This window comes from Tenacibaculum maritimum NCIMB 2154 (assembly GCF_900119795.1).
Lineage (GTDB): Bacteria > Bacteroidota > Bacteroidia > Flavobacteriales > Flavobacteriaceae > Polaribacter > Polaribacter maritimus.
In genome coordinates this window covers 3202355-3224462 of record NZ_LT634361.1, presented here as the reverse complement: position 1 = coordinate 3224462, position 22108 = coordinate 3202355, and the positions used below count along the sequence as shown (strand labels likewise).

Genomic DNA, 22108 nt, shown 5'->3' with positions numbered 1-22108 from the left:
ATAAAGTAAAAAGAGGAGGTTATGAGCTTTACAGAGTATTTTGAGTTGCTTTTAAATGACTATACTTTGCGTACAATTAGTTTAGGGACGGCAGTTTTGGGAGCTATTTGTGGAATGCTGGGTAGTTTTGCTGTTTTAAGAAAGCAAAGCTTGCTAGGAGATGCCATATCTCACGCCGCATTACCAGGAATAGCGATAGCTTTTTTAATAACGGGTACTAAAGAAACAAACGTTTTGTTGGTTGGAGCTTTGATTAGTGGCTTAATAGGGGCTTTTTGGATTCGAGGTATTACTAGAAATACGCACTTAAAGTCAGATACTGCATTAGGTCTTATTTTATCTATATTTTTTGGTTTTGGAATGTTGTTATTAACGTATATACAAAAACAACCGAATGCGAATCAATCAGGATTGGATAAATTTTTATTTGGACAAGCGGCAACTTTATTAGCTAGAGATGTTTGGTTCATGGCATTGGTAACGCTAATTTGCTTGTTTACTATATTACTATTTTGGAAAGAGTTTAAAATTTTACTTTTTGATGCAGATTATGCAAAAACCTTAGGATTTAATACCAAAGTAATTGATGTTTTAATTACATCTTTTATTGTGCTGGCAATTGTACTAGGATTGCAAACTGTAGGGGTTGTGTTAATGAGTGCGATGTTGTTAGCACCAGCAGCAGCAGCGAGGCAATGGACAAATAGTTTAGGGGTAATGGTAATTCTGGCAGCAATTTTTGGGGCAAGCTCAGGAGTTTTAGGAACAGCTATTAGTGCAAGTCAAAATAATTTATCAACAGGGCCTGTTATTGTTTTAGTAGCAGCTGTTTTTGTTGTTTTTTCGTTTGTTTTTTCTCCTTCAAGAGGACTGTTATTCCGCCAGATTCGTTTTATTCAGAATAGAAAAGACTTACAATTGCATAAAACATTGGCTTTTATGTTTGAAATAGCTAAAAATCACGAAAATATATCCCATCCGCACACAATTAAAATTTTAAATAATTTTCATGGATTTACTAGAAAATCGTTAAGTAAATTAGAACATAAAGAGTATATCAGTATTGATGGGCAGATGTGGGCTATGACAGAGAAAGGGTATCATTTTGCTGCAAACTTATATAACCAACAAGAAGATAAAGATGACTAGTGCTCAGATAGAAATACAAGTAATAGCGAGTTTGGTAGCGATAGCTTGTGCAATTCCAGGAACTTTTTTAGTGTTGCGAAAGATGGCCTTGATTAGTGATGCAATTAGTCATTCTATATTGCCAGGTTTGGTGATAGGCTTTTTTATTACTCATGATTTGGGAGCTCCTTTGTTAATTGTAATGGCTGCTTTGTCAGGAATCATTACTGTAGTGTTGGTGGAGTTTATTCAGAAAACGAGGTTGGTGAAAGAGGACACAGCAATTGGATTGGTTTTTCCAGCCTTATTTAGTGTTGGGGTTATTTTGATTTCGAAAAATGCAAATGATGTACATTTAGATACCGATGTAGTTTTATTAGGAGAGTTGGCTTTTGCTCCTTTTGATAGACTGTTGGTGAATGGAATTGATTTAGGCCCTAAATCTTTATGGATTGTAGGAATGATTTTACTGATAACAATAGGCTTGTTACTTGCATTTTTTAAAGAATTAAAAATAAGTACTTTTGATGCAGGTTTAGCTACTGCCTTAGGTTTTTCTCCAGCAATACTGCACTATGGGTTGATGAGTGTTGCTTCTGTAACAACTGTAGGAGCTTTTGACGCAGTAGGAGCTATATTGGTTGTGGCGTTGATGATAGCACCTGCTGCAACCGCTTATTTATTAACGGATGATTTAAAAAAAATGCTGTTTTTTGCTGCTTTTTTTGGTGTTTTTTCAGCAATTTTAGGGTATTGGTTGGCACATTGGCTAGATGCTTCTATTTCAGGTTCGATGACAACGGTACTAGGAATTGTTTTTTTACTAGCTTATTTGTTTGCTCCTAAAAGAGGGTTGGTGGCTGTTTTGTATAGGAATAAGCAGCAACGAATAGAAGTTTCTTTATTAACCTTTCTGTTGCATCTAAATAATCATAAAGAAAAAGAAGAACGACATATAAATCATTTGAATGAGCATATTAATTGGCAAAAAGTGCGATCGAAATCAGTAGTGGATTTGGCTTTAAGAAATAATATGATCGTTATAAAAGGTGATATCATTTCTTTAACAGAGAAAGGAAAAACTTTTACAGAGAAAGCTATTGATTATATTATCACGAATGATGATTCTAAAATAGAGTTTATTAAAGATGATTTCTTCTTGTTTAGAGGGTAGCTTTTTGTTTCAAAAAGCGTTATAAAGTTAAGTAATTTTGTATTTTGCACTAAATTTAATTTGTGCAAAAACAATCAACTTTTCAAGTATATAATGCGTCAGCGGGAAGTGGAAAAACTTTTACGCTTGTAAAAGAATATTTAAAAGTAATACTAAATACTAGTGATGTTTTTCGTTTCCAAAAGATATTGGCAATAACTTTTACCAATAAGGCAGCTGGAGAAATGAAAGAGCGAGTATTACATAATTTAAGATTTTTTTCAGAAGGAGGAGAAAATGATTTATTAGGAAAGATATTAGAAGAAACAACGGTAGATAAGCCCCTTGTTCAAGAAAGGAGTCAGAAAATATTAAATGCGATTCTTCAAAATTATACGGCATTTTCAATTACAACGATTGATAGTTTTACGCATAAAATTATTAAGAGTTTTGCTTATGATTTAGGACTTTCCTTAAATTTTGAAGTTGAAATGGACGCTGTTTCTTTATTAAATGAAGCAGTAGATGTACTTATTTCAAAGATAGGAACAGACAAAGCATTAACAAAGTTATTGATAGATTTTTCATTAGATAAGGCAGATGATGATAAATCTTGGGATGTTTCTAGAGAATTAAACGATTTTGCGAGAATTCTATTAAATGAAGATGATACAAAACATTTTAGAAAACTTATAGGGAAAAAATTAGAGGACTTTGCCTTACTTCAGCAGAAGATAACTAAGCATTTTAAAGACGTTACTAACCGTTTGAAAGAGTTAGGGGAAATAGGGATACAAGCTATAGAAAAAGAACACTTAGAAACAAAAGATTTTTATAGAGGGGTACTTCCTAAATTTTTTCTTGATTTAAGTAAAATGGAAGCTAAATTTGACTTTCTTAAGAGAAGTGAAGCAATAGATAAGGCAATTGAAAATCATCAGTTTTACACAAAATCTGCGAAAGAAGACGTTAAGATATCCATAGAAAATATATTGCCTGTGTTGGTGGAATGCTTTAATGAAAGTAAAATAGTTTATGGAGAGTTATTGTTAAATCGTTTGGCATTAAAAAGTATCATACCGTTAACTGTTTTAAATTATGTGAATTCAGAACTTTCTACCATAAAAGAAGAAAATAACCTTAGATTGAATGCTGAATTTAACCAGTTAATTTCAGATAATATAAAAGAGCAACCAGCACCATTTATTTATGAACGTATAGGGCAACGTTTTATGCATTATTTTATAGATGAAATGCAAGATACTTCGGTTTTACAATGGCAAAATTTAATCCCTTTAATAGATAATGCTTTAGCGCAAGAAAGTAGCAATTTGTTATTGGTGGGAGATGGCAAACAAGCCATTTATCGTTGGAGAGGTGGTAAGGCCGAGCAGTTTATAGCACTAGGAGGTGAAAGTGAAAATCCCTTTCAAGTAAATAAAGAAGTGAAAACACTGGAAACTAACTATAGGAGTTATTCAGAACTTGTTAATTTTAATAATAGTTTCTTTCAGCATGTTTCAAGTTTTTTAGAGAATAAACTTTATAAGCAATTGTTTATAGAGGGAAATAAACAGCTAGAAAATGCTAAAAAAGGAGGTCTTGTTTCCCTTTCCTTTTTGGAAAAAGAGGAAGAAAAAGATCAAGATTCTTTGAAGTTCCCAAAGAGTGTTTTAGAAAGAATAGAAAAATTAAAGTCTGAATTTCACTTAAGCGAGATATGTGTTTTAACAAGGAAGAAAAGGGATGGGCAAGAAATTGCTAAATATTTGTCAGAAGCAGGAGTAGCAGTTATCTCACCAGATAGTTTGCTGCTCAAAAATAGCTCGAAAGTTAATTTTATTATTAATGTTTTACAGGTAATTCAGCATCCAAAAGATAAAGAAACCTTGCTTGAAGTTCTTTATTTCTTATATAATCATTTACAAATAGAAACAGACAAGCACTTGTTTTTATCAGAAAATATACACGAATCGAAAGAGGTGCTTTTTTCTCAATTCAAAAAATATGGAATATTTTTTGAATTATCGGCTTTTCAAGAACTTCCTTTTTATGAAAAGATAGAAGCAATAATAAGAGCTTTTCATTTGATAGAGTTTTCTGATGCGTATATACAATTTTTTTTAGATGTAGTCATAGAGCAGCAACGAAAGGGTACAGCTATTCAAGATTTTTTAGATTTTTGGGAAAGGAAAAAAGAAACATTGAGTATCATAGCTCCAGAAAACACAAATGCTGTTCAGGTAATGACCATTCATAAGTCCAAAGGACTAGAATTTCCTGTTGTCATTTTTCCTTATGATTTAGATATATATCGTCAAATAAACCCTAAAGTTTGGTTAAATGAATTACCAGATAGGTTTGAAGGTTTTGAAGAGTTATTAGTGTCGTTTAGCAAAGATTTGCAATTCATAAATAGTAGAGGGAATGAGATGTATCATCAACAACGTCAAGAGTTGGAGCTAGATAATTTTAATTTATTGTACGTAGCGCTAACAAGAGCAGTAGAACAATTGCATATTATTACAGAAAAAAAACTTTCTAAAAAAGGAGAAGAAAACACTAATTTTTATTCTGGAGTTTTTATAAACTACTTAAAAAAGAAAAATCTCTGGAACGATGAGCAACTGGAGTACTTCTTTGGAAATTTTGAACGAAAAAGCAAACAAGAGTCCGTTGTTTTGACCACAGATATTCAAGAGAAATTTATTTCAACGCCTTGGCAAAAGCATAATATACATATGTTGGCGAGTTCTTCGAAATTATGGGATACTAATAAAGGAAAAGCTATAGAATATGGAAATTTGATACATGAAATCATGTCAAAGATCACTTTTAAGAAGGAGGTAGCTCCAATTGTAAATCAATACTATCAGCAAGGGGTTATTGATTTTAAACAGCTTATTTTAATAGAAGAAATAATAAGTAAGATAGTAGATCACTCAGAATTGCAAAAATATTTTTTAGAAGGAGTAGCTGTTTTTAATGAAAGAGAAATAGTTGATGTCGATAATCAAATAATGATTCCAGATCGTTTGGTATTCAATGAAGAAAAAGAAGCTGTTATCATAGATTACAAGACAGGAAAAACTTCTAAAAGCTATCACCAGCAATTACTAAGATATGAAAGAGTATTAAAGTCAATGGGTTTTAAAGTAAATAAGAAACTATTGGTATATATTAATGAAGAAATTTTGGTTGAAGAAGTTTAAAAATTAACTTTGACCTTTTATATAAAATAAGCAATATGTACGGAAAAATAAAAGAACAGCTGCAAGAAGAGATTCAAGAGATAAAAAATGCAGGATTGTATAAAGAAGAAAGGATTATTACATCTTCACAAGATGCAGTGATAAAAATTTCAACAGGAGAAGAGGTAATTAATTTTTGTGCAAATAATTATTTAGGATTATCAAATCATCCAGAAGTGATTCAAGCAGCTAAGGATGCAATGGATACATATGGCTTTGGAATGTCATCTGTTAGGTTTATTTGTGGAACGCAAGATATTCACAAGAAATTAGAAAGGAAGATAGCTGATTTTTATCAAACAGAAGATACTATATTATATGCAGCAGCTTTTGATGCTAATGGGGGCGTTTTTGAACCACTATTAACCAAAGAAGATGCCATCATTTCTGACAGTTTAAATCATGCCTCTATTATAGATGGTGTTCGTTTATGTAAGGCTGCTCGCTATCGTTATGATAATAATGATATGGCTTCATTAGAAAAGCAATTAATTGCAGCTAATAAAGAAGGTCACCGTTTTAAAATTATTGTTACAGATGGTGTTTTTTCTATGGACGGTATTGTAGCTAAGCTTGATCAGATATGTGATTTAGCAGATAAGTATGATGCGTTAGTGATGGTAGATGAATGTCACGCAGCAGGTTTTATAGGGAAAACTGGCCGTGGAACTTTAGAACTAAAAAATGTTATGGGGCGTGTTGATATTGTAACAGGAACCTTAGGAAAAGCACTAGGAGGTGCTATGGGAGGTTATACTACAGGAAAAAAAGAAATTATAGAGATATTACGTCAACGTTCTCGTCCATATTTATTTTCAAATTCACTAGCCCCAGCAATTGTGGGAGCCTCGTTAAAAGTATTTGATTTATTGTCAGAAGATACTTCGTTAAGAGATAAGTTAGAGCAGAATACTATTTATTTTCGTTCAGAAATGGAAAAGGCAGGTTTTGATTTGGTTGGAGCAGATGCTGCAATTGTTCCAGTAATGTTATATGATGCTAAACTGGCACAAACCATGGCTAATAAATTATTAGATAAAGGAATTTATGTGATAGGGTTCTTTTATCCTGTTGTTCCAAAAGAGAAGGCGAGAATTAGGGTACAATTATCTGCTGCACATGAAAAAGAGCATTTGGATAAGGCTATAAAAGCCTTTACCTCTGTAGGAAAAGATTTAGGAGTGATAAGATAGAAAGATGATAAAAACTTGCTTATTTACCAAGTTTTTGTAGATTTGTCTTTGGTAATAAGTTTTAAGAAGTTACTTTTGCCTATTATAAATAACGAACTTTTAATTTAAATTTTTAATAATGAAACAAATCAAATTAGCTGTGATAGCTTTATTTGCGTTAGCAACAGTAAGCAGCGTAAATGCACAGGATTCTGATAATCCTTGGGTAGTAGGTTTTGGTGTTAACACAGTAGATGTAAGAACTTACTCAAACAATGCTGGAGACATCTTAAAAGATTATGTTGGAACTACGGAGTGGGGAGACAATACGTTGCCTTCTATTTCTAGAATTACTGTTGATAAATATTTAGATTCTGGATTTTCTTTACAGTTAGCTGGTTCTTTAAATAAGGTTAAAACAGTATTAAGAAAAAATGATGCAGATGCATTATATTATTCTATCGATGCAATCGTAAAGTACGATTTAAACAACTTAGTAGGGCAAACAGGATGGTTTGATCCTTATGTTGCTTTAGGTGGTGGTTACCAGTCTATTGATAGCGAAGGTGATGGTGTTTTAATTGGTGCAGCTGGTTTTAATACTTGGTTTAATGATAACTTAGGTTTAAACTTCCAGTCAGGATATAAGCACGGTTTTGAACATACAGGTAGAGATGTATTTCAACATTCAATTGGTTTAGTATTCAAATTTGGAGGTAAAGATACAGATGGAGATGGAATCTATGATAAAGAAGATGCTTGTCCAGAAGTAGCAGGTTTAAAAGAATTCAATGGGTGTCCTGATGCTGATAAAGATGGAGTTAAGGATTCTGAAGATGCTTGTCCAGAAGTAGCAGGTTTAGCTGCATTAAATGGATGTCCTGATACAGATGGAGATGGTATTGCTGATAAAGATGATGCTTGTCCAAATGCAAAAGGAACAAAAGCTATGAATGGATGTCCTGATGCGGACAAAGATGGTATCGCTGATAACAAAGACAAATGTCCACAAGAAGCTGGTCCAGCTGAAAATGGAGGATGCCCTTGGGGAGATGCTGATAAAGATGGTGTTTTAGACAACGTTGATAAGTGTCCAAAAGTAGCAGGTGTTGCTTCAAACAATGGATGTCCAGTAGTAGAGGTAATTACTGAAGAGGCTACTAAAAAGTTAAATGATTTTGCAAGAGCAATTTACTTCAACTCAGGAAGAAATTCATTCAGACCAGGAGTTAAAGGTAAATTAGACTTAATTGCTACTATCATGAAAGAATACCCAGATGCTAACTTCAGTATTCAAGGACATACTGATAGCCAAGGTCCAGCTGCTTCTAATCAAAGATTATCTGATAAAAGAGCTAAAGCAGTATTAGATTATTTAACAGGTAAAGGAGGAATTTCTTCAAGCAGATTATCTTCTGTTGGATTTGGAGAAGAGTACCCTATTGCTTCTAATAAAACAAGAGCTGGTAGAGCTGAAAATAGACGTGTTGAGATTAAATTAGTAAAGAAAAAATAATTTAATTCCGAAATATTCATATTATAAAAGCCTCGCTAATTGCGAGGCTTTTTCTGTTAAAAAGATATTTAAAAGTAGAAAAAGAGCTGTAATGAAAAATAAGCTAAAAGACTTTTTATATTGTTATAAAAAAATTACCTTTGCACCTTGAAAAGATGAGGTAAAACTCATTCAATAAAATAAATAACTTTAATTACACATAGTAATGTCTACAATAACAGGTAAAGTTTCTCAAATTATTGGCCCAGTAATCGATGTTGAATTTAATACGGAAAATGCTGAATTACCAAAAATTTACGACTCATTAGAAATTAAAAAAGCTGATGGTTCTACATTAGTTTTAGAAGTTCAACAACATATTGGTGAAGACACAGTTCGTACCATCTCTATGGATGCAACTGATGGATTAAGTAGAGGTACTGAAGTTCGTGCTACAGGGAACCCTATTCAAATGCCAATAGGTAACGATATCTATGGGCGTTTATTTAACGTAACTGGAGATGCAATTGATGGATTAGGTGATTTGCCAAAAACAGGTAATAATGGATTGCCAATACATAGAGCTGCACCGAAATTTGAAGATTTATCAACTTCAACAGAAGTTTTATTTACAGGTATTAAAGTTATTGATTTGATTGAGCCTTATGCAAAAGGAGGTAAGATTGGATTATTTGGAGGTGCAGGAGTAGGAAAAACGGTATTGATTCAGGAGTTAATTAACAATATAGCAAAAGGACACGGAGGTTTATCTGTATTTGCTGGGGTTGGAGAAAGAACTCGTGAAGGAAATGATTTACTAAGAGAGATGTTAGAGTCTGGAATTATCAAATATGGTGATGATTTTATGCACTCTATGGAAGATGGTGGATGGGATTTAACAAAAGTTGATAAGTCAGGAATGAGAGATTCTAAGGCTACTTTTGTATTCGGGCAAATGAATGAGCCACCAGGAGCACGTGCACGTGTTGCTTTATCAGGTTTAACTATTGCAGAGTATTTCCGTGATGGAGCTGGAGAAGCACAAGGAAAAGATGTATTATTTTTCGTAGATAATATTTTCCGTTTTACACAAGCTGGTTCTGAGGTGTCAGCGTTATTAGGGCGTATGCCTTCAGCGGTAGGATACCAGCCTACTTTAGCAACGGAAATGGGAGCAATGCAAGAACGTATTACTTCTACTAAAAAAGGATCTATTACTTCTGTGCAAGCGGTATATGTACCTGCGGATGATTTAACGGATCCAGCACCAGCAACAACATTTGCTCACTTAGATGCAACTACAGTACTTTCTCGTAAAATTGCAGAGCTAGGTATTTACCCAGCGGTAGATCCACTAGATTCTACATCTAGAATTTTATCGTCAGAAGTATTAGGGAAAGAGCACTATAATACTGCGCAGAGAGTAAAAGAAATTTTACAACGATATAAAGAATTACAAGACATTATTGCTATCTTAGGTATGGAAGAGCTTTCTGAGGAAGATAAATTAGTAGTACATAGAGCACGTCGTGTACAGCGTTTCCTTTCTCAACCATTCCACGTAGCAGAGCAATTTACAGGAATCCCAGGAGTTCTAGTAGATATTAAAGATACTATTAAAGGATTTAATATGATAATGGATGGAGAGTTAGATAAATACCCAGAAGCGGCATTTAACTTAAGAGGTTCTATTCAAGATGCTATTGATGCGGGAGAAAAAATGTTAGCTGAAGCGTAAAATAAGTTTTGGGTTATCTTAATAATTAAAAACGAAAGATTAAAAACTAAAAAATATGTTTTTAGAAATTGTAACACCAGAGGCCGTATTATTTTCATCAGAAGTTGATTCTGTGGCTGTACCAGGAATAAATGGAGAATTCCAAATGTTGAATAATCACGCACCTATCGTGTCTATTTTAACCCAAGGAACTGTTAAGATTCATGTGCACACACAAGAGCATGGTAAATTTGATGACTTAAGTGGGCATATTGTTCCACATGCCGATGATGACAAGATATTAACGCTAGCTATAAAATCTGGAACGTTAGAAATGAAAGGCAATAAAGTTATTGTTTTAGCTGATTAATAGTTGTCTTTCGAAGAAGATAAAAAAACCGTTAAACAAATTTAGTTTAACGGTTTTTTTTTGATCGTGGTTAGATGTGTTTTCCTTTATTCCATCCGTGTTTACCGAGATATTCTTCTCCACTTTCTACAGCACCATCCTCAATGCGAGTTCCCATAGAGTCATTCCATCTGTTTAAATAACCAAATAAAGATATTACACCAAGCATTTCAACAATTTCACCATCGTTCCAATAAGTATGTAAGCGCTTATTTAATGCTTCATCTACAGCATTTGGAATCATTGAGGCAGCCAAAGAGAAATCTAAGGCAACACGCTCAGCTTCTGAAAAAGAAGGATGAGTTCTATATTCCCAAATATTATCTAATTGTGCTTGTTCTGCTCCATAGCGTTCTGCGGCGCGAATAGCATGAGCTTGGCAGTACCTACATCCTGTAGCGTTGCTGGAAACCCAAGCAATCATTCGTTTTAAAGAAGAAGAAACACGTCCTTTATTAGCCATAACGGCTTTGTTTAAATTAATAAAAGCTTTTGAAATAGCAGGCCTGTGCTGCATAGTCAATACAGAATTAGGGCAAAAGCCTAATGTTTCATTAAAAAAAGTTGCTAATTCTTTAGTTTCTTTATCATGATCAGCTGATAATGGTTCTACTAGTGGCATATATTGTATTTTTATTAAGTAAATTTGTCGTTAAACATTGCAAGAAACAAAAAATATTTAAAATATGATAACGAATACAGTGACCACCATTTGGAAGCAAGGTATGCAATTTGAAAGTGATAATCCTAGCGGTCATACAATAAGCATAGATACAAATGGCGATAACGGAGGAAATAATATGGGATTAAGACCCAAGGCAATGATGCTATCCTCTTTGGCAGGATGCTCAGGATTAGATATTATCCCTCTGTTAAAAAAAATGCGTGTTATAATTGATGATTTTAAAATTGAAGTCACAGGAGAGTTAACAGAGGAGCACCCAAAATTTTATCATACAGTTACTGTTGATTATCATTTTTATGGGAATGATTTACAGCAATCAAAAATTAATAAAGCAGTAAAATTATCTATAGAAAAATATTGTGGAGTAATGGAAATGTTTCGGCAGTTTGCTAAAATAAAAACAACAGTTAATTTTCATGAAAAATAGTAATAAAATGTTATGCGTTGGACCTTAAAACCTAAACCAGATGTAGAAAAAGTAGTAGCATTGGCAAAAGATTTGTCTATAGATAAAACACTAGCAACAATATTGGTGCAGCGTGGTATTTCAAATTTTAATGAAGCAAAGCTTTTTTTTAGGCCTTCTTTGACTGATTTGCATGATCCTTTTTTAATGAAGGATATGGAAGTAGCTGTTCAGCGTATTAAAAGAGCAATAGCGAACCATGAAAATATTTTGGTATATGGTGATTATGATGTAGATGGAACCACTGCGGTGTCTTTGCTTTCGTCATATTTAAGAGCAACGTATCCTAATGTAGCTACTTACATACCAGATAGATACGAAGAAGGTTACGGGGTTTCCTATAAAGGGATTGATTTTGCCGATGATAATGGTTTTTCATTAATAATAGCTTTAGATTGCGGTATCAAAGCAATAGATAAAGTAACATATGCAAGTGAAAAGAATATTGATTTTATAATTTGTGACCATCATAAACCAGGAAAGGAAATACCTAAAGCAATAGCTGTTCTGAATCCGAAGCAATTGGATTGTAATTATCCATATAATGAATTATGTGGTTGTGGAGTCGGATTTAAGTTAATTCAAGCACTAGGGCAAGATAAAGGGGAATCAATTGAAGATTTAATCCCGTATTTAGATTTAGTAGCAACGGCTATAGCAGCAGATATTGTTCCTATGACAGGAGAAAATAGAGTGCTTGCTCATTTCGGATTGGAAGTTATAAATACAGCGCCTAGAAATGGTTTTAAAGCGATAATTCAACAATTAAATAGAGGCAAGCTTACAATTACAGATGTTGTTTTTACGATAGCTCCGAGGATAAATGCAGCTGGAAGAATGAAACATGGAAATTATGCCGTTGAGTTATTAACGGAAATGAATCTTGAAATGGCTATTGAATTTGCTACTGCTATAGAAAAGTTTAATGTTGATAGAAAAGAGTTAGATAAAAAAATTACCGAAGAAGCTTTATTACAAATAAAAGAAAATAAAGAGCAAGAAAAGTTTACAACAGTTGTTTTTGATAAGAGTTGGCATAAAGGAGTGATAGGTATTGTTGCTTCTAGATTGATAGAAACTTATTATAGGCCTACCTTAGTTTTTACGAAAAGTGGAAACAAATTAGCAGCTTCTGCCAGATCGGTTAAAGGTTTTGACGTGTATAATGCGTTGGAGCAATGTACTGAGTTTATAGAACAGTTTGGAGGACATAAATATGCTGCTGGTTTGACGTTATTACCAGAGCAATACGAAGGTTTTAAATCGAAATTTGAGGAAGTAGTGAAAAGTACCATCCATAAAGAATTACTCATTCCTGAGATTTTAATTGACTCAGAACTTGAATTGTCTGAAATATCACCAAAGTTTTATAGAATTTTACAGCAAATGGCTCCATTTGGACCTCAAAACATGAAGCCCGTTTTTAAAACGAGTTCTGTAAGAGATAATGGATATGGAAAACAGGTGGGAGCTGATAAAGCACATCTAAAATTAAATATTATTTATGGAGCAAATCAGAAAACATATAATGCGATTGGATTTGGATTGGGAAGTAAGATAGAGAATGTTGAAAATGATTTTGATATTGTATATTCTCTTGATGAAAATACATGGAATGGCAATACATCCATTCAATTAGTGTTGAAAGATTTAATATAATTTTATTTAGAATTATTCTAAATAAAATTATATATTTGTTTGGTGCTATTTTAGGTTTTAAAACTTCATAAAAGAAGCAAAGTTTTAAGAGCTAATTTAGATTCTAACTAATTTGATTATGGAGAATATTAAAAGAGTATATAATAATGAGATAGGAATTTCTTTCTTTTGGAGAGATAGAAACTATTCGGAAAAAGTTCAAATTATTTTTAAAGATATTGGTTTTCATCTCACTACTCAAGAGATTGAATATTTTAATAAGTATATTTTAGAAGCAAAATTACAGGAGAGGTGTAGTACTTGTGAGGCAGGAAGATTTTGTAGATCTATTTTGCTAAAAACACCATCTGGAAAAGTTAGCATGGCGGTAAGTTTGAATGAGTTAGAATTAATAGAGGATTTGTTGTCAGGAACTCTTTTTCAGCTAAACTTATCAGATTATTTAAAGGATTTATGTAAAAATTAACATGGTTAAGAGCTTGCTTTTAACCATGTTATATCGCAAGTCTAATTGGCTAAAGCTTGATTAAGATCGCTTAACAAATCTTCAATATCTTCAATGCCTACGCTTAATCTTATTAAGGAATTTGTAATTCCTATTTTTAAGCGTTCTGATTTAGGAATCGAAGCATGCGCCATTGTTGCTGGATGGTTTACTAAACTTTCTACACCGCCTAAAGATTCAGCCAAGGTGAAAATTTTAGTGTTTTTTAAAAAGGTAAATGTAGCTTCTTTGCTATTGTCCTTTAATTCAAAGGAAACCATTCCGCCATAGCCGTTCATTTGTTTTTTGGCAATTTCAAAACTGGGATGCTCTTTTAAACCAGGATAATATACTTTGTTAACTTTAGGATGTTGTATCAAAAAATCAGCTACGGCTTTTCCGTTTTCGCAATGGCGCTGCATACGAATATGTAATGTTTTTATTCCTCGAAGGGCTAAAAAAGCATCCATTGGACCAGCAATTGCGCCTGCAGCAAATTGCATAAAATGTAATTCTTTAGCTAATTCATTGTTTTTAACAACCAAAGCTCCCATGATTAAATCGGAATGACCTGCTAAATATTTTGTAGCAGAATGCATAACGATATCAGCTCCCAAATCTAAAGGTCTTTGTAAATAAGGAGTAGCAAAGGTATTGTCAACGGCAACTAGAATGTCTTGGTTTATAGCTTTTACAGATTTAACAATAGCTGAGATATCAGCAATTTTCATTAATGGATTTGTAGGAGTTTCTAGCCAAATTAATTTTGTAGCGTCAGATATTTCACTTGAAACATTTTTAGGACAGCTAGTATCTACAAATTTAAAACGGACTCCATATTTTTGAAATATCTTGGTGAAAATTCTATAAGTTCCACCATATAAATCATCCCCAGTAATTACTTCATCTCCTGGTTTTAGCAAACGCAAGACAGCATCAATAGCTGATAAACCAGATGAAAAAGCAAACCCGTGAGTTCCATTTTCTATAGCAGCAAAAGCGTTTTCTAAAGCCGTTCTTGTAGGATTCGAAGCCCGAGAGTATTGGTATTGTTGATGCTTTTCAGGATCAGATTTGGCGTATGTTGACGTTTGAAATATAGGAGGCATTATAGCACCAGTGCTAGGTTCATGTATTTGACCTCCATGTATGGTCTTTGTATTAAACTTCATATTCCTCCTTTATTTGTTAATTTACAGCGCTAGACCAATTTTATCAAAGCCATTATAATTCCAAGATGAATTCCTTCATGTAAATTGTTGAATTCAATTGCGTCTTCAATAGACGTTAGGTTAAAATCCATACTTGTTGTATAGCCAAGATAGTTTTTAAATATAGCTGCATTATAATCTTCTTCTAGAGTTTGTGGTAGTCCTAAGAATAATTCTTTTACCTCGTTGAGTTCTTCTTGAGTAAAAGTCTCTGAAGGAGCAGTTCCTTTTCTGTACTTCTCAATCAACTCATCAGGAACTAGGCAATTTAACCCAGATAGTTTGTAATGTAATAGTTGTTGAGTAACTACTAAATGAGCAAGGTTCCATGCGATATTGTTTTTAAACCCTTCTGGTGTTTTATGAAGTTGCTCTAATGATAAATTATCTATTTTGCTTAAAACAATTTCACGTGATTTTTTTAAAACTTCAAATTGTGTGTTCATTTTCTTTATTTTAGCCCAAAGATATTATTAAAACATTTATATAAAAATGAAGAAAGTTTATTTTTTACAAACGTGTGATACTTGTAGGCGAATTTTAAAAGAATTAAATATAGAAGGATTTGAAAAACAAGAGATAAAGACAAATCCTATTACCATTTCTCAATTAGAGGAAATGTACACTTTTTCGAAAAGTTATGAGGCGTTATTTAATAAAAGAGCTAGACTTTATAAATCAATGAACCTAAAAGATCAAGAGTTATCGGAAGATGATTATAGACAGTATCTTTTAGAAGAATATACTTTTTTAAAACGTCCTGTTTTTATTATAGATGATGAGATTTTTATAGGTAATAGTAAGAAAGAGGTTGAAAGATTGAAAGAGAAAATATCTTAGTTATCATCTATATTCTTTTCTAAATAAGCTTTAGTTCTTAACATGGCATTTTCTCGAATATCCTGCCAAAATAAGTTGATATCTCCTGTATGGTAGTTTTTTAGGAAAGACATGAAGAGTCGAAGTGGAAATTTTGGGGTTGTAGACCATATCAAGCCATCCGTAACCTCTATCTTAAGAGATTCTGCGTATATTTTATCGTTCGTATATAAAAATCCTTTGTGTTGAGATAATTTAGTAGTTTTTGAGTGGTCCCAAGTAATAGGGTTAGTAGTAACACTACCTTTATACCAATTATCATTGCTTTTTGGGTAGTATCCTTTTTTGTAAGTGTTCCAAGATACAAAACCACCTGTTTCTGATGGAGTTTTCATAGGAAGTATAGTTTCATATTCATTGGGCTGTATGCCCATTCCTACTAAATAAGCTGCTATTAATTGTTTTTGTAACGGTTTTTTGTCGAAAAAATCTTTTAATAAACATTTTGAATGTGTAGTTCCTTGGCTATGACTAGCGATAATTATAGGTCTTCCTGCATTGTATTTTTTTAGATAGGTTTCAAAAGCTTTTTTAATATCAGAGTAAGCAATTTCAAAAGCTTCTCGACCGCCTTCATCGTATAATTCGTATGAACGAACATGAGCTTGGCGATAAATTGGAACGTAAATCTGCCCAGATGTAGCAAAAGCAGAAGCCTGATATTTTACAGCACGGTTTAGGATTTTCTTATGTTGGATAGGATCTGAAGTAGAAATATTCCAGCGTTTGTCTTTTTTATCGGTTAATAAGGTAGGGTAAATATAAAAGACATCTGCTTTTAAAAGTTTTCTATCCTTGGGAGAGAATTTTTTTAGCTCTGCGTTATATTTATTAGGCAAAACGGCCCAAGTACTTTCATTTTCATAATTAGGACGAGTAGGGATATGACTAGTATTAAAAGGCTGTGTTTGATATGTACTTCTACAATTGAAGAAAATAAAAGGAATAGTATATAAAAGAACTATTCTTATATATTTATTAGTTATTGCTATCATTTTATTGTTTAAAAGAAGTTATATTGCTCCATTAATTTTTTAGCCTCTTTTTGAGCACTCCATTCATTGATGATTTCTTTTCTAGCTTCTTTTCCTAATAAGGGAGTTTTACCAGTGATATTATTTAAAAGTAACTTATTCAAAGAATTCACGTCTCCAGCCTTGAATAAGTATCCGTTCTTTCGATTCGTTATTAAATTAGAGTGCACTCCAACATTTTTCGTAGCGATTGTGTTACAACCACAAGCCATGGCTTCGGCGCAAACCAAAGAAAAACCTTCGGAAAAAGAAGGTGTAACAACTATTTTTGAAGCTTGATAGTAAGATATGATATCAGTGGTTTCTTTGATGAAATATACTTGTTTTTGAACATTATTTTTTTGAACAAGATCTTTTAACTCTTCTAAAAAAGAGGGTTTGTCCACTTTACCAACAATAACCAATGCCCAACTTAGTTGTTCCTTTAAAATAGGAATGGTTGCTTTTAATAAAGTTGTTTGTCCTTTTGCTTTTCTTACCCTTCCGGCACAAAGAATGATGTTGGATTGGAGTATTCCTTTTACTTCTTTTTTAGGGTTAGGCTTAAAAATACTTGTATTAATTCCATGGGCTATATAAGTGTTTTTCAATCCTAAAGAAGAGCTCATGCTCTTAGTTAATGTGATAATTTTATCAGATTTTCTTAATAAGAATTTTGTAAGCTTGGAAGGTCTTGTTTCGGCATGTCTAGTTGCAATTAACTTAAATCGAGCACCTAGCATTCTGAATAATAAAAGCCTTAAAATCTCATTATTTCTATGACAATGAACGACCACCTCTTTATTTGAAAATAAAAGAGATATTAATTTTGAAAATGAAATTTTTTCTCCCGCAACATTATATCCGTATATATATGTTTGGTAGTTATTGTGAAAAAAAGGCAATACATTTTCAATACTTCTAGTAACTCCTGTTCTTCGTTTATGAAAATGAGTGTGAATTAAAATTGGTTTAGAATTCATACAACGATTTTATATAAATCTACGTTCTATAATTTCTATTAAGCGAGTTTCATACTCTTCTTTCTCGCTCCAATTATAATCTGGTTTTACCATCTTATTAATAAATTTTTTAGCTTCTTTCTCTGTTTTAAAAGTGTTTAATTGAGAAATTACACGGTTAAAATCGCTTTGATTTCCGTCAAATAAGTGCTTTACAAAAGCAATCCGATCGTTCAAACCTATTTGAATGGTACTTTGTAACTGGTCATTTAATGATTTTTTAGGAGTCGCTTTTTCGAATAAATCAACTACTGCATCTACAGAGATTGTGTCTTTTAATTCTTCTTCTAGAGTTGGAGGTACTTTTGAGAAGCCTATGTCTTTTGCATCGTTTTTAACTTCATCGTCAGAAAATAACATTTTTTGTAGTTCATCGAAAGGCTGTTCTATAATTTCTTGATGCTCCTTAGAAGCTATTGTATTAACTGTTGGTTTTTCTGAAAGGATTTCCTTTTTAGCGGTGTTTACTTCTTGCTGTTCAGAAGAAGTTATAGGGTTTTGTAGCTCAATATTTTTTTTGTTTTCTTGAATTTCAGAAGCTTTTGCTATTTTGGTAAGAAGCTCTTCTTTTGTATATATCGCATTAGGTGTTGTGTTTATATATTCTTCAACGTAAGCTAAAACAGATAGCTTTTCATAAACTAAGTAAGCTTTCTCTTTTAAAATTAACACATCTTCTTTATTTTTCATTTGCAGAATACTGTGTGCTAAACTAGTTAAATCAGCGGCTAATTTTTTGTGCATAAGTTGTGAGTTCTATTTAAAATTTGATATTAAAATTTGATAAATTTGTCAACGATAAATTATCGACAAAAATAAAAAAATCAAGCCTTAAAATTACAAAATGTTTCTTGAAAATACAGTAAATCATACAGAACAATTTGGGTGGATAGAAGTAATTTGCGGCTCAATGTTTTCTGGGAAAACAGAGGAGTTAATCAGAAGACTTAAGCGTGCTCAATTTGCAAAACAACGCGTAGAAATTTTTAAACCAGCGGTAGATACTCGTTATGATGATGAAGAGGTAGTTTCTCATAATGAAAATAGGATTCGCTCAACACCTGTGCCTGCATCTTCTAATATTCGATTACTCGCAAATAATGTAGATGTAGTAGGTATTGATGAAGCACAATTCTTTGATGAAGAAATTGTGGCTGTTTGTAATGATTTGGCAAACAGGGGCGTAAGGGTTATTGTAGCAGGGTTAGATATGGATTTTAAAGGAAATCCTTTTGGACCAATGCCAGCGCTCATGGCTACAGCAGAATACGTAACCAAAGTACATGCAGTGTGTACACGTACAGGTAATTTAGCTCATTATAGTTTTCGAAAAGCTCAAAGTGACGATTTAGTATTATTGGGAGAAACGCAAGAATATGAACCGTTGAGTAGAGCTGCTTATTACAAAGCGCTTAGAGCGCATAAGGAAGAGGAGCACATCAAGATTGTAGAAAAAAATGGAAATGAAAACAAATAATAATCATGTTACGGTGTTAGAAATTGATGGAAAAGCAATTAAACACAATCTTAATTATTTCAAGCAAAAGTTAGCGCCAACAACTAAAATATTAGTAGTGGTTAAAGCTTTTGGTTATGGAAGTGAAGCGATAGAAGTAGCAAAATTAGTGGAAGATGACGTTGATTATTTTGCAGTAGCATATGCTAATGAAGGAATTGGATTGAGAGAAGGAGGTATAAGTAAACCTATTTTGGTGTTGCATCCTCAAGTACATAACTTTGAAGCAATTATAGCATATAATTTAGAGCCTAGTTTATATAGCTTTAGAGTGTTGAAATCTTTTTTAGCTTTGTTGGATGAAAAAGTAACAATGAATTATCCTATACATATCAAATTTAATACAGGGTTGAATAGGCTTGGTTTTTTACATACAGATATTCCTATTGTTCTGGCAAATTTGAAAAACTCAAACAATATTAGGGTAGCATCTATCTTTTCTCATTTAGCAGCTAGTGAAGATGTTGAAGAGCAGGAATTCACAGTAAATCAAATTAATACTTTTGCATATATAGCTCAACAAGTTTATAAATACTTAGAATATGAGCCAATGATTCATGTTCTAAATACCTCAGGAATTGTGAATTATGCTAAAGCTCAATTTGATATGGTTCGTTTAGGAATTGGATTGTATGGTTTTGCGAATGATGTTTCGGAAACTACTCAACTAAAAAACACGCATAGGCTTACTTCTATTATTTCCCAAATTCATTCAATAATGCCAGGGGAAACAGTAGGTTATAATAGGGTTTTTGTAGCGAAAAAAGAAACTAGGACTGCAACGGTTCCAATTGGCCATGCTGATGGAATTCCAAGAAGTTTAGGGGCAGGAAAAGGTCATGTTGTTATTCATAATCAAAAAGCGCCTATTATAGGTAATGTTTGTATGGATATGATTATGGTAGATGTTACAAAAATTGATTGTAAGGAAGGTGATCAGGTGATTGTTTTTGATAGTCAAAAAAGGATACATGAAATAGCAGTTGCTTGTGAAACAATACCATATGAAGTGCTTACAGCGATATCTCAACGTGTAAAAAGATTTGTAAAGAATTAGAAATTACTTAAATTACGCCCTGATTAATTATTAAAAACAAAGAATCATGTTAAAAGAGTTTAAAGAATTTATTACAGGAGGAAACGTTATCGAGTTTGCTGTAGCTGTAATTATGGCTGGGGCAATTGGAGGTGTTGTAAAAGGCTTTGTAAGTAATATTGTAATGCCTTTTGTAGGAATGTTTACAGGAGGAGTAAGTTTTGCAGATAAGAAAATAGTTCTTTCGGAAGCAGTTAAAGATGCTACAGGAAAAGTAACTCAAGCAGAAAATGCAATTATGTATGGAGCATGGGTTGATTCAATAATTAACTTGATTATTGTAGGTTTTGTGATGTTTATCATTATTAAATCTTATAACAAGATGAGAAAGAAGGAAGAGGAGCCTGCTCCTGCTCCAAAAGGGCCATCTCAAGAAGAGTTGTTAATAGAGATAAGAGATTTATTAGCAAAGAAATAGCATTTGCTATTATAGTATGATGCTAAAATAAAAATCCTGAATAAATTAATTTATTCAGGATTTTTATTTTAAAGTAAAGGTGAGTTCCATGAGAAAATTCGCTTATAAAAGCAATTCTTCTGTTGACTCCTTAATTCTAATTTGTTTTTTCATTAAGTTTATTTTTCCGTATAAAATAGAGAAGAACAGTTCTCTTTCCATTCCAGCATTACCAGATATTTTTTTAGAATATAGTAACTGTTTTTCGTAATAGCTTTCTATTTCGCGAGTTGTGTTCTTATCGTCAATAGAAAAGAAAGATAAAGGAGTATAAGGGATGATAAATTTATTATCGCTATCAGAAGTTATTAAAATTGAGTTATTTAAATTAATCATTTTGTTATAATATAAATTAAAATCAACTTTTGTTTCTTCTATATGACCGTTAATGGCCCTTTTTTCTATGATCTGTATATTTTTAGTTAAATCATCGCAAATGGATAAAGCTGATTTAGGGCTTATTAGGTTGAGTTCTAATAAATGTTTAATTTGAAAAAGAGTGGTGTTTATGATGTTTTCATTCCAGATTTCATCACTTTTTATTCTTTTAAAAACATCGGTAACTTTTTGAGCTACATCATCTAATACTTTTGGGGTAACAAACTTTTCAAATTTCGTTTTTTGAACTCCCGTTTTATTTTTAGATAAAAAATGGGAATATATATAAATTTTAAATTTTCTTAATAAGTTTGTTTCTAAACTATGGTATATAGGAAAATCTTTAGAGGCGTAAGTGTATTTAGAATTTTTTAGTCTTCTAAATTGATTCATGATAGAAGATACTTCATTAAAATATTCATGTAACCCAGGAGTATCCTCTCGGTTTACTTTTTTATTAATATTAATTTTATTACTATCTTGAGCGTTGTAAATATCGTTTAAAGGAATATTGAAATGCTTAATTAATTTAAACCCTTCTTCAAAAGAAAGTGTAGTTTTTCCATTTATTCTTCTATAAGAGGCATCGTAACTTAAACCTAATACGTCTGAAACAACATCAATAAAAGAATTGTTGTCGGGGATTTTGTTTTTTATGTAATGAAATAATTTTTTTTTCATGATCTGAATGCTTCTGTATATTGAGCTAGTTTTTAGGGGTAAAACGTATGGTAAACAAAAACAAACATATGAATATTTATATGTTGTTTAGTGAAAAATGCAAAAAATATTTATCTGTTTTGTACTTTTTGCAAAGGTTGATACAGAGATCCTTTATATATTTGCCCGGTAAATAAGATTAAATAAGAAGGTTTTGGGGAATACCTTTTAATCAAAGCAATGAAAGTTTTCTTACT

At 32.3% G+C, this 22108-nt stretch carries 21 protein-coding genes; 14 read left to right on the top strand and 7 right to left on the bottom strand.

Annotation, left to right across the window (positions count from 1 at the left end; genetic code table 11):
- Positions 1-21: 21 nt before the first annotated feature.
- The 7 genes from MARIT_RS14445 (at position 22) to MARIT_RS14415 (ending at position 10286) form a co-directional block, all read left to right on the top strand.
- Positions 22-1149, top strand: a complete 1128-nt coding sequence (locus tag MARIT_RS14445; protein WP_024740199.1) for a metal ABC transporter permease — start codon at positions 22-24, stop codon at positions 1147-1149.
- Entirely contained in the window at positions 1142-2302 is a 1161-nt protein-coding gene (locus MARIT_RS14440) for a metal ABC transporter permease (RefSeq protein WP_100211873.1), read from the top strand. Before MARIT_RS14445 ends, MARIT_RS14440 begins: the two co-directional genes overlap by 8 nt.
- A gap of 62 nt (positions 2303-2364) precedes the next feature.
- Positions 2365-5493, top strand: coding sequence for a UvrD-helicase domain-containing protein (locus MARIT_RS14435; protein WP_100211872.1), 3129 nt, complete (start codon positions 2365-2367; stop codon positions 5491-5493).
- Positions 5494-5528: 35 nt separating this feature from the next.
- Positions 5529-6725 carry a glycine C-acetyltransferase gene (kbl, locus tag MARIT_RS14430; RefSeq protein WP_100211871.1) on the top strand — a complete coding sequence of 399 codons (1197 nt, stop codon included), beginning with the start codon at positions 5529-5531 and terminating at the stop codon, positions 6723-6725.
- Positions 6726-6843: 118 nt separating this feature from the next.
- Positions 6844-8220 carry an OmpA family protein gene (locus tag MARIT_RS14425; protein ID WP_024740195.1) on the top strand — a complete coding sequence of 459 codons (1377 nt, stop codon included), beginning with the start codon at positions 6844-6846 and terminating at the stop codon, positions 8218-8220.
- A gap of 205 nt (positions 8221-8425) precedes the next feature.
- Complete coding sequence (gene atpD, locus MARIT_RS14420) at positions 8426-9937, top strand: F0F1 ATP synthase subunit beta (RefSeq protein WP_100211870.1); 1512 nt, start codon at positions 8426-8428, stop codon at positions 9935-9937.
- A 55-nt stretch (positions 9938-9992) separates the two neighbouring features.
- Complete coding sequence (locus tag MARIT_RS14415) at positions 9993-10286, top strand: FoF1 ATP synthase subunit delta/epsilon (RefSeq protein WP_024740193.1); 294 nt, start codon at positions 9993-9995, stop codon at positions 10284-10286.
- Between the two features lie 70 nt (positions 10287-10356).
- Here the strand turns inward: MARIT_RS14415 and MARIT_RS14410 are convergent, their stop codons facing one another.
- A complete protein-coding gene (locus MARIT_RS14410) occupies positions 10357-10947 on the bottom strand; it encodes a carboxymuconolactone decarboxylase family protein (RefSeq protein WP_100211869.1) in 591 nt (196 codons plus the stop codon).
- Positions 10948-11014: 67 nt separating this feature from the next.
- Here MARIT_RS14410 and MARIT_RS14405 point away from each other — a divergent pair, with 67 nt between their 5' ends.
- The 3 genes from MARIT_RS14405 to MARIT_RS14395 all read left to right on the top strand — a co-directional run bounded on the left by MARIT_RS14405 (position 11015) and on the right by MARIT_RS14395 (position 13601).
- Positions 11015-11437 (top strand): OsmC family protein, encoded by a 423-nt coding sequence (locus MARIT_RS14405; RefSeq protein WP_024740191.1) that lies wholly within the window; start codon positions 11015-11017, stop codon positions 11435-11437.
- A 12-nt stretch (positions 11438-11449) separates the two neighbouring features.
- Positions 11450-13135: a single-stranded-DNA-specific exonuclease RecJ gene (gene recJ / locus MARIT_RS14400; protein ID WP_100211868.1), complete on the top strand. Its 1686-nt coding sequence runs from the start codon at positions 11450-11452 to the stop codon at positions 13133-13135.
- A 118-nt stretch (positions 13136-13253) separates the two neighbouring features.
- Entirely contained in the window at positions 13254-13601 is a 348-nt protein-coding gene (locus MARIT_RS14395) for a DUF6686 family protein (RefSeq protein WP_024740189.1), read from the top strand.
- A 41-nt stretch (positions 13602-13642) separates the two neighbouring features.
- Here the strand turns inward: MARIT_RS14395 and MARIT_RS14390 are convergent, their stop codons facing one another.
- Together MARIT_RS14390 and MARIT_RS14385 are read right to left on the bottom strand one after the other, a co-directional pair.
- A complete protein-coding gene (locus MARIT_RS14390; protein WP_024740188.1) occupies positions 13643-14791 on the bottom strand; it encodes a cystathionine gamma-synthase in 1149 nt (382 codons plus the stop codon).
- A gap of 29 nt (positions 14792-14820) precedes the next feature.
- The gene (locus MARIT_RS14385; RefSeq protein WP_100211867.1) at positions 14821-15276 is read right to left on the bottom strand and encodes a DinB family protein; all 456 of its coding nucleotides are present in this window, start codon (positions 15274-15276) and stop codon (positions 14821-14823) included.
- Between the two features lie 46 nt (positions 15277-15322).
- Here MARIT_RS14385 and MARIT_RS14380 point away from each other — a divergent pair, with 46 nt between their 5' ends.
- Entirely contained in the window at positions 15323-15670 is a 348-nt protein-coding gene (locus MARIT_RS14380; protein ID WP_024740186.1) for an arsenate reductase family protein, read from the top strand.
- Here the strand turns inward: MARIT_RS14380 and MARIT_RS14375 are convergent.
- From MARIT_RS14375 to MARIT_RS14365, 3 genes are read right to left on the bottom strand one after another with little or no spacing between them, the layout of a single operon-like run.
- On the bottom strand, positions 15667-16704 hold the full coding sequence (locus MARIT_RS14375; protein ID WP_100211866.1) for a DUF3089 domain-containing protein: 1038 nt from the start codon (positions 16702-16704) through the stop codon (positions 15667-15669). The two genes, MARIT_RS14380 and MARIT_RS14375, sit on opposite strands and share 4 nt — an antisense overlap.
- Before the next feature lie 8 nt (positions 16705-16712).
- A complete protein-coding gene (locus MARIT_RS14370) occupies positions 16713-17705 on the bottom strand; it encodes a glycosyltransferase family 4 protein (RefSeq protein WP_100211865.1) in 993 nt (330 codons plus the stop codon).
- A 9-nt stretch (positions 17706-17714) separates the two neighbouring features.
- Positions 17715-18488, bottom strand: a complete 774-nt coding sequence (locus tag MARIT_RS14365; RefSeq protein WP_024740183.1) for a hypothetical protein — start codon at positions 18486-18488, stop codon at positions 17715-17717.
- 100 nt (positions 18489-18588) lie between these two features.
- On the opposite strand from MARIT_RS14365, the gene MARIT_RS14360 reads away from it, so the two are divergent.
- From MARIT_RS14360 to mscL, 3 genes are read left to right on the top strand one after another with little or no spacing between them, the layout of a single operon-like run.
- Entirely contained in the window at positions 18589-19221 is a 633-nt protein-coding gene (locus MARIT_RS14360) for a thymidine kinase (protein ID WP_100211864.1), read from the top strand.
- Positions 19208-20317 carry an alanine racemase gene (alr, locus tag MARIT_RS14355; protein ID WP_100212052.1) on the top strand — a complete coding sequence of 370 codons (1110 nt, stop codon included), beginning with the start codon at positions 19208-19210 and terminating at the stop codon, positions 20315-20317. The genes MARIT_RS14360 and alr overlap by 14 nt, the downstream gene beginning before the upstream one ends.
- A 46-nt stretch (positions 20318-20363) precedes the next feature.
- Complete coding sequence (gene mscL, locus MARIT_RS14350) at positions 20364-20774, top strand: large conductance mechanosensitive channel protein MscL (protein WP_024740180.1); 411 nt, start codon at positions 20364-20366, stop codon at positions 20772-20774.
- A gap of 102 nt (positions 20775-20876) precedes the next feature.
- Here mscL and MARIT_RS14345 read toward each other — a convergent pair whose 3' ends face one another.
- The gene (locus MARIT_RS14345; protein ID WP_024740179.1) at positions 20877-21872 is read right to left on the bottom strand and encodes a hypothetical protein; all 996 of its coding nucleotides are present in this window, start codon (positions 21870-21872) and stop codon (positions 20877-20879) included.
- Positions 21873-22108: the final 236 nt, after the last annotated feature.

Bases quoted from the DNA above. Each gene is read 5' to 3' on its own strand.
- MARIT_RS14445 (WP_024740199.1), top strand. From the start codon at position 22: ATGAGCTTTACAGAGTATTTTGAGTTGCTTTTAAATGACTATACTTTG.
- MARIT_RS14440 (WP_100211873.1), top strand. From the start codon at position 1,142: ATGACTAGTGCTCAGATAGAAATACAAGTAATAGCGAGTTTGGTAGCG.
- kbl (WP_100211871.1), top strand. From the start codon at position 5,529: ATGTACGGAAAAATAAAAGAACAGCTGCAAGAAGAGATTCAAGAGATA.
- MARIT_RS14425 (WP_024740195.1), top strand. From the start codon at position 6,844: ATGAAACAAATCAAATTAGCTGTGATAGCTTTATTTGCGTTAGCAACA.
- atpD (WP_100211870.1), top strand. From the start codon at position 8,426: ATGTCTACAATAACAGGTAAAGTTTCTCAAATTATTGGCCCAGTAATC.
- MARIT_RS14415 (WP_024740193.1), top strand. From the start codon at position 9,993: ATGTTTTTAGAAATTGTAACACCAGAGGCCGTATTATTTTCATCAGAA.
- MARIT_RS14410 (WP_100211869.1), bottom strand. From the start codon at position 10,947: ATGCCACTAGTAGAACCATTATCAGCTGATCATGATAAAGAAACTAAA.
- recJ (WP_100211868.1), top strand. From the start codon at position 11,450: ATGCGTTGGACCTTAAAACCTAAACCAGATGTAGAAAAAGTAGTAGCA.
- MARIT_RS14395 (WP_024740189.1), top strand. From the start codon at position 13,254: ATGGAGAATATTAAAAGAGTATATAATAATGAGATAGGAATTTCTTTC.
- MARIT_RS14390 (WP_024740188.1), bottom strand. From the start codon at position 14,791: ATGAAGTTTAATACAAAGACCATACATGGAGGTCAAATACATGAACCT.
- MARIT_RS14385 (WP_100211867.1), bottom strand. From the start codon at position 15,276: ATGAACACACAATTTGAAGTTTTAAAAAAATCACGTGAAATTGTTTTA.
- MARIT_RS14380 (WP_024740186.1), top strand. From the start codon at position 15,323: ATGAAGAAAGTTTATTTTTTACAAACGTGTGATACTTGTAGGCGAATT.
- MARIT_RS14375 (WP_100211866.1), bottom strand. From the start codon at position 16,704: ATGATAGCAATAACTAATAAATATATAAGAATAGTTCTTTTATATACT.
- MARIT_RS14370 (WP_100211865.1), bottom strand. From the start codon at position 17,705: ATGAATTCTAAACCAATTTTAATTCACACTCATTTTCATAAACGAAGA.
- MARIT_RS14365 (WP_024740183.1), bottom strand. From the start codon at position 18,488: ATGCACAAAAAATTAGCCGCTGATTTAACTAGTTTAGCACACAGTATT.
- MARIT_RS14360 (WP_100211864.1), top strand. From the start codon at position 18,589: ATGTTTCTTGAAAATACAGTAAATCATACAGAACAATTTGGGTGGATA.
- alr (WP_100212052.1), top strand. From the start codon at position 19,208: ATGAAAACAAATAATAATCATGTTACGGTGTTAGAAATTGATGGAAAA.
- mscL (WP_024740180.1), top strand. From the start codon at position 20,364: ATGTTAAAAGAGTTTAAAGAATTTATTACAGGAGGAAACGTTATCGAG.
- MARIT_RS14345 (WP_024740179.1), bottom strand. From the start codon at position 21,872: ATGAAAAAAAAATTATTTCATTACATAAAAAACAAAATCCCCGACAAC.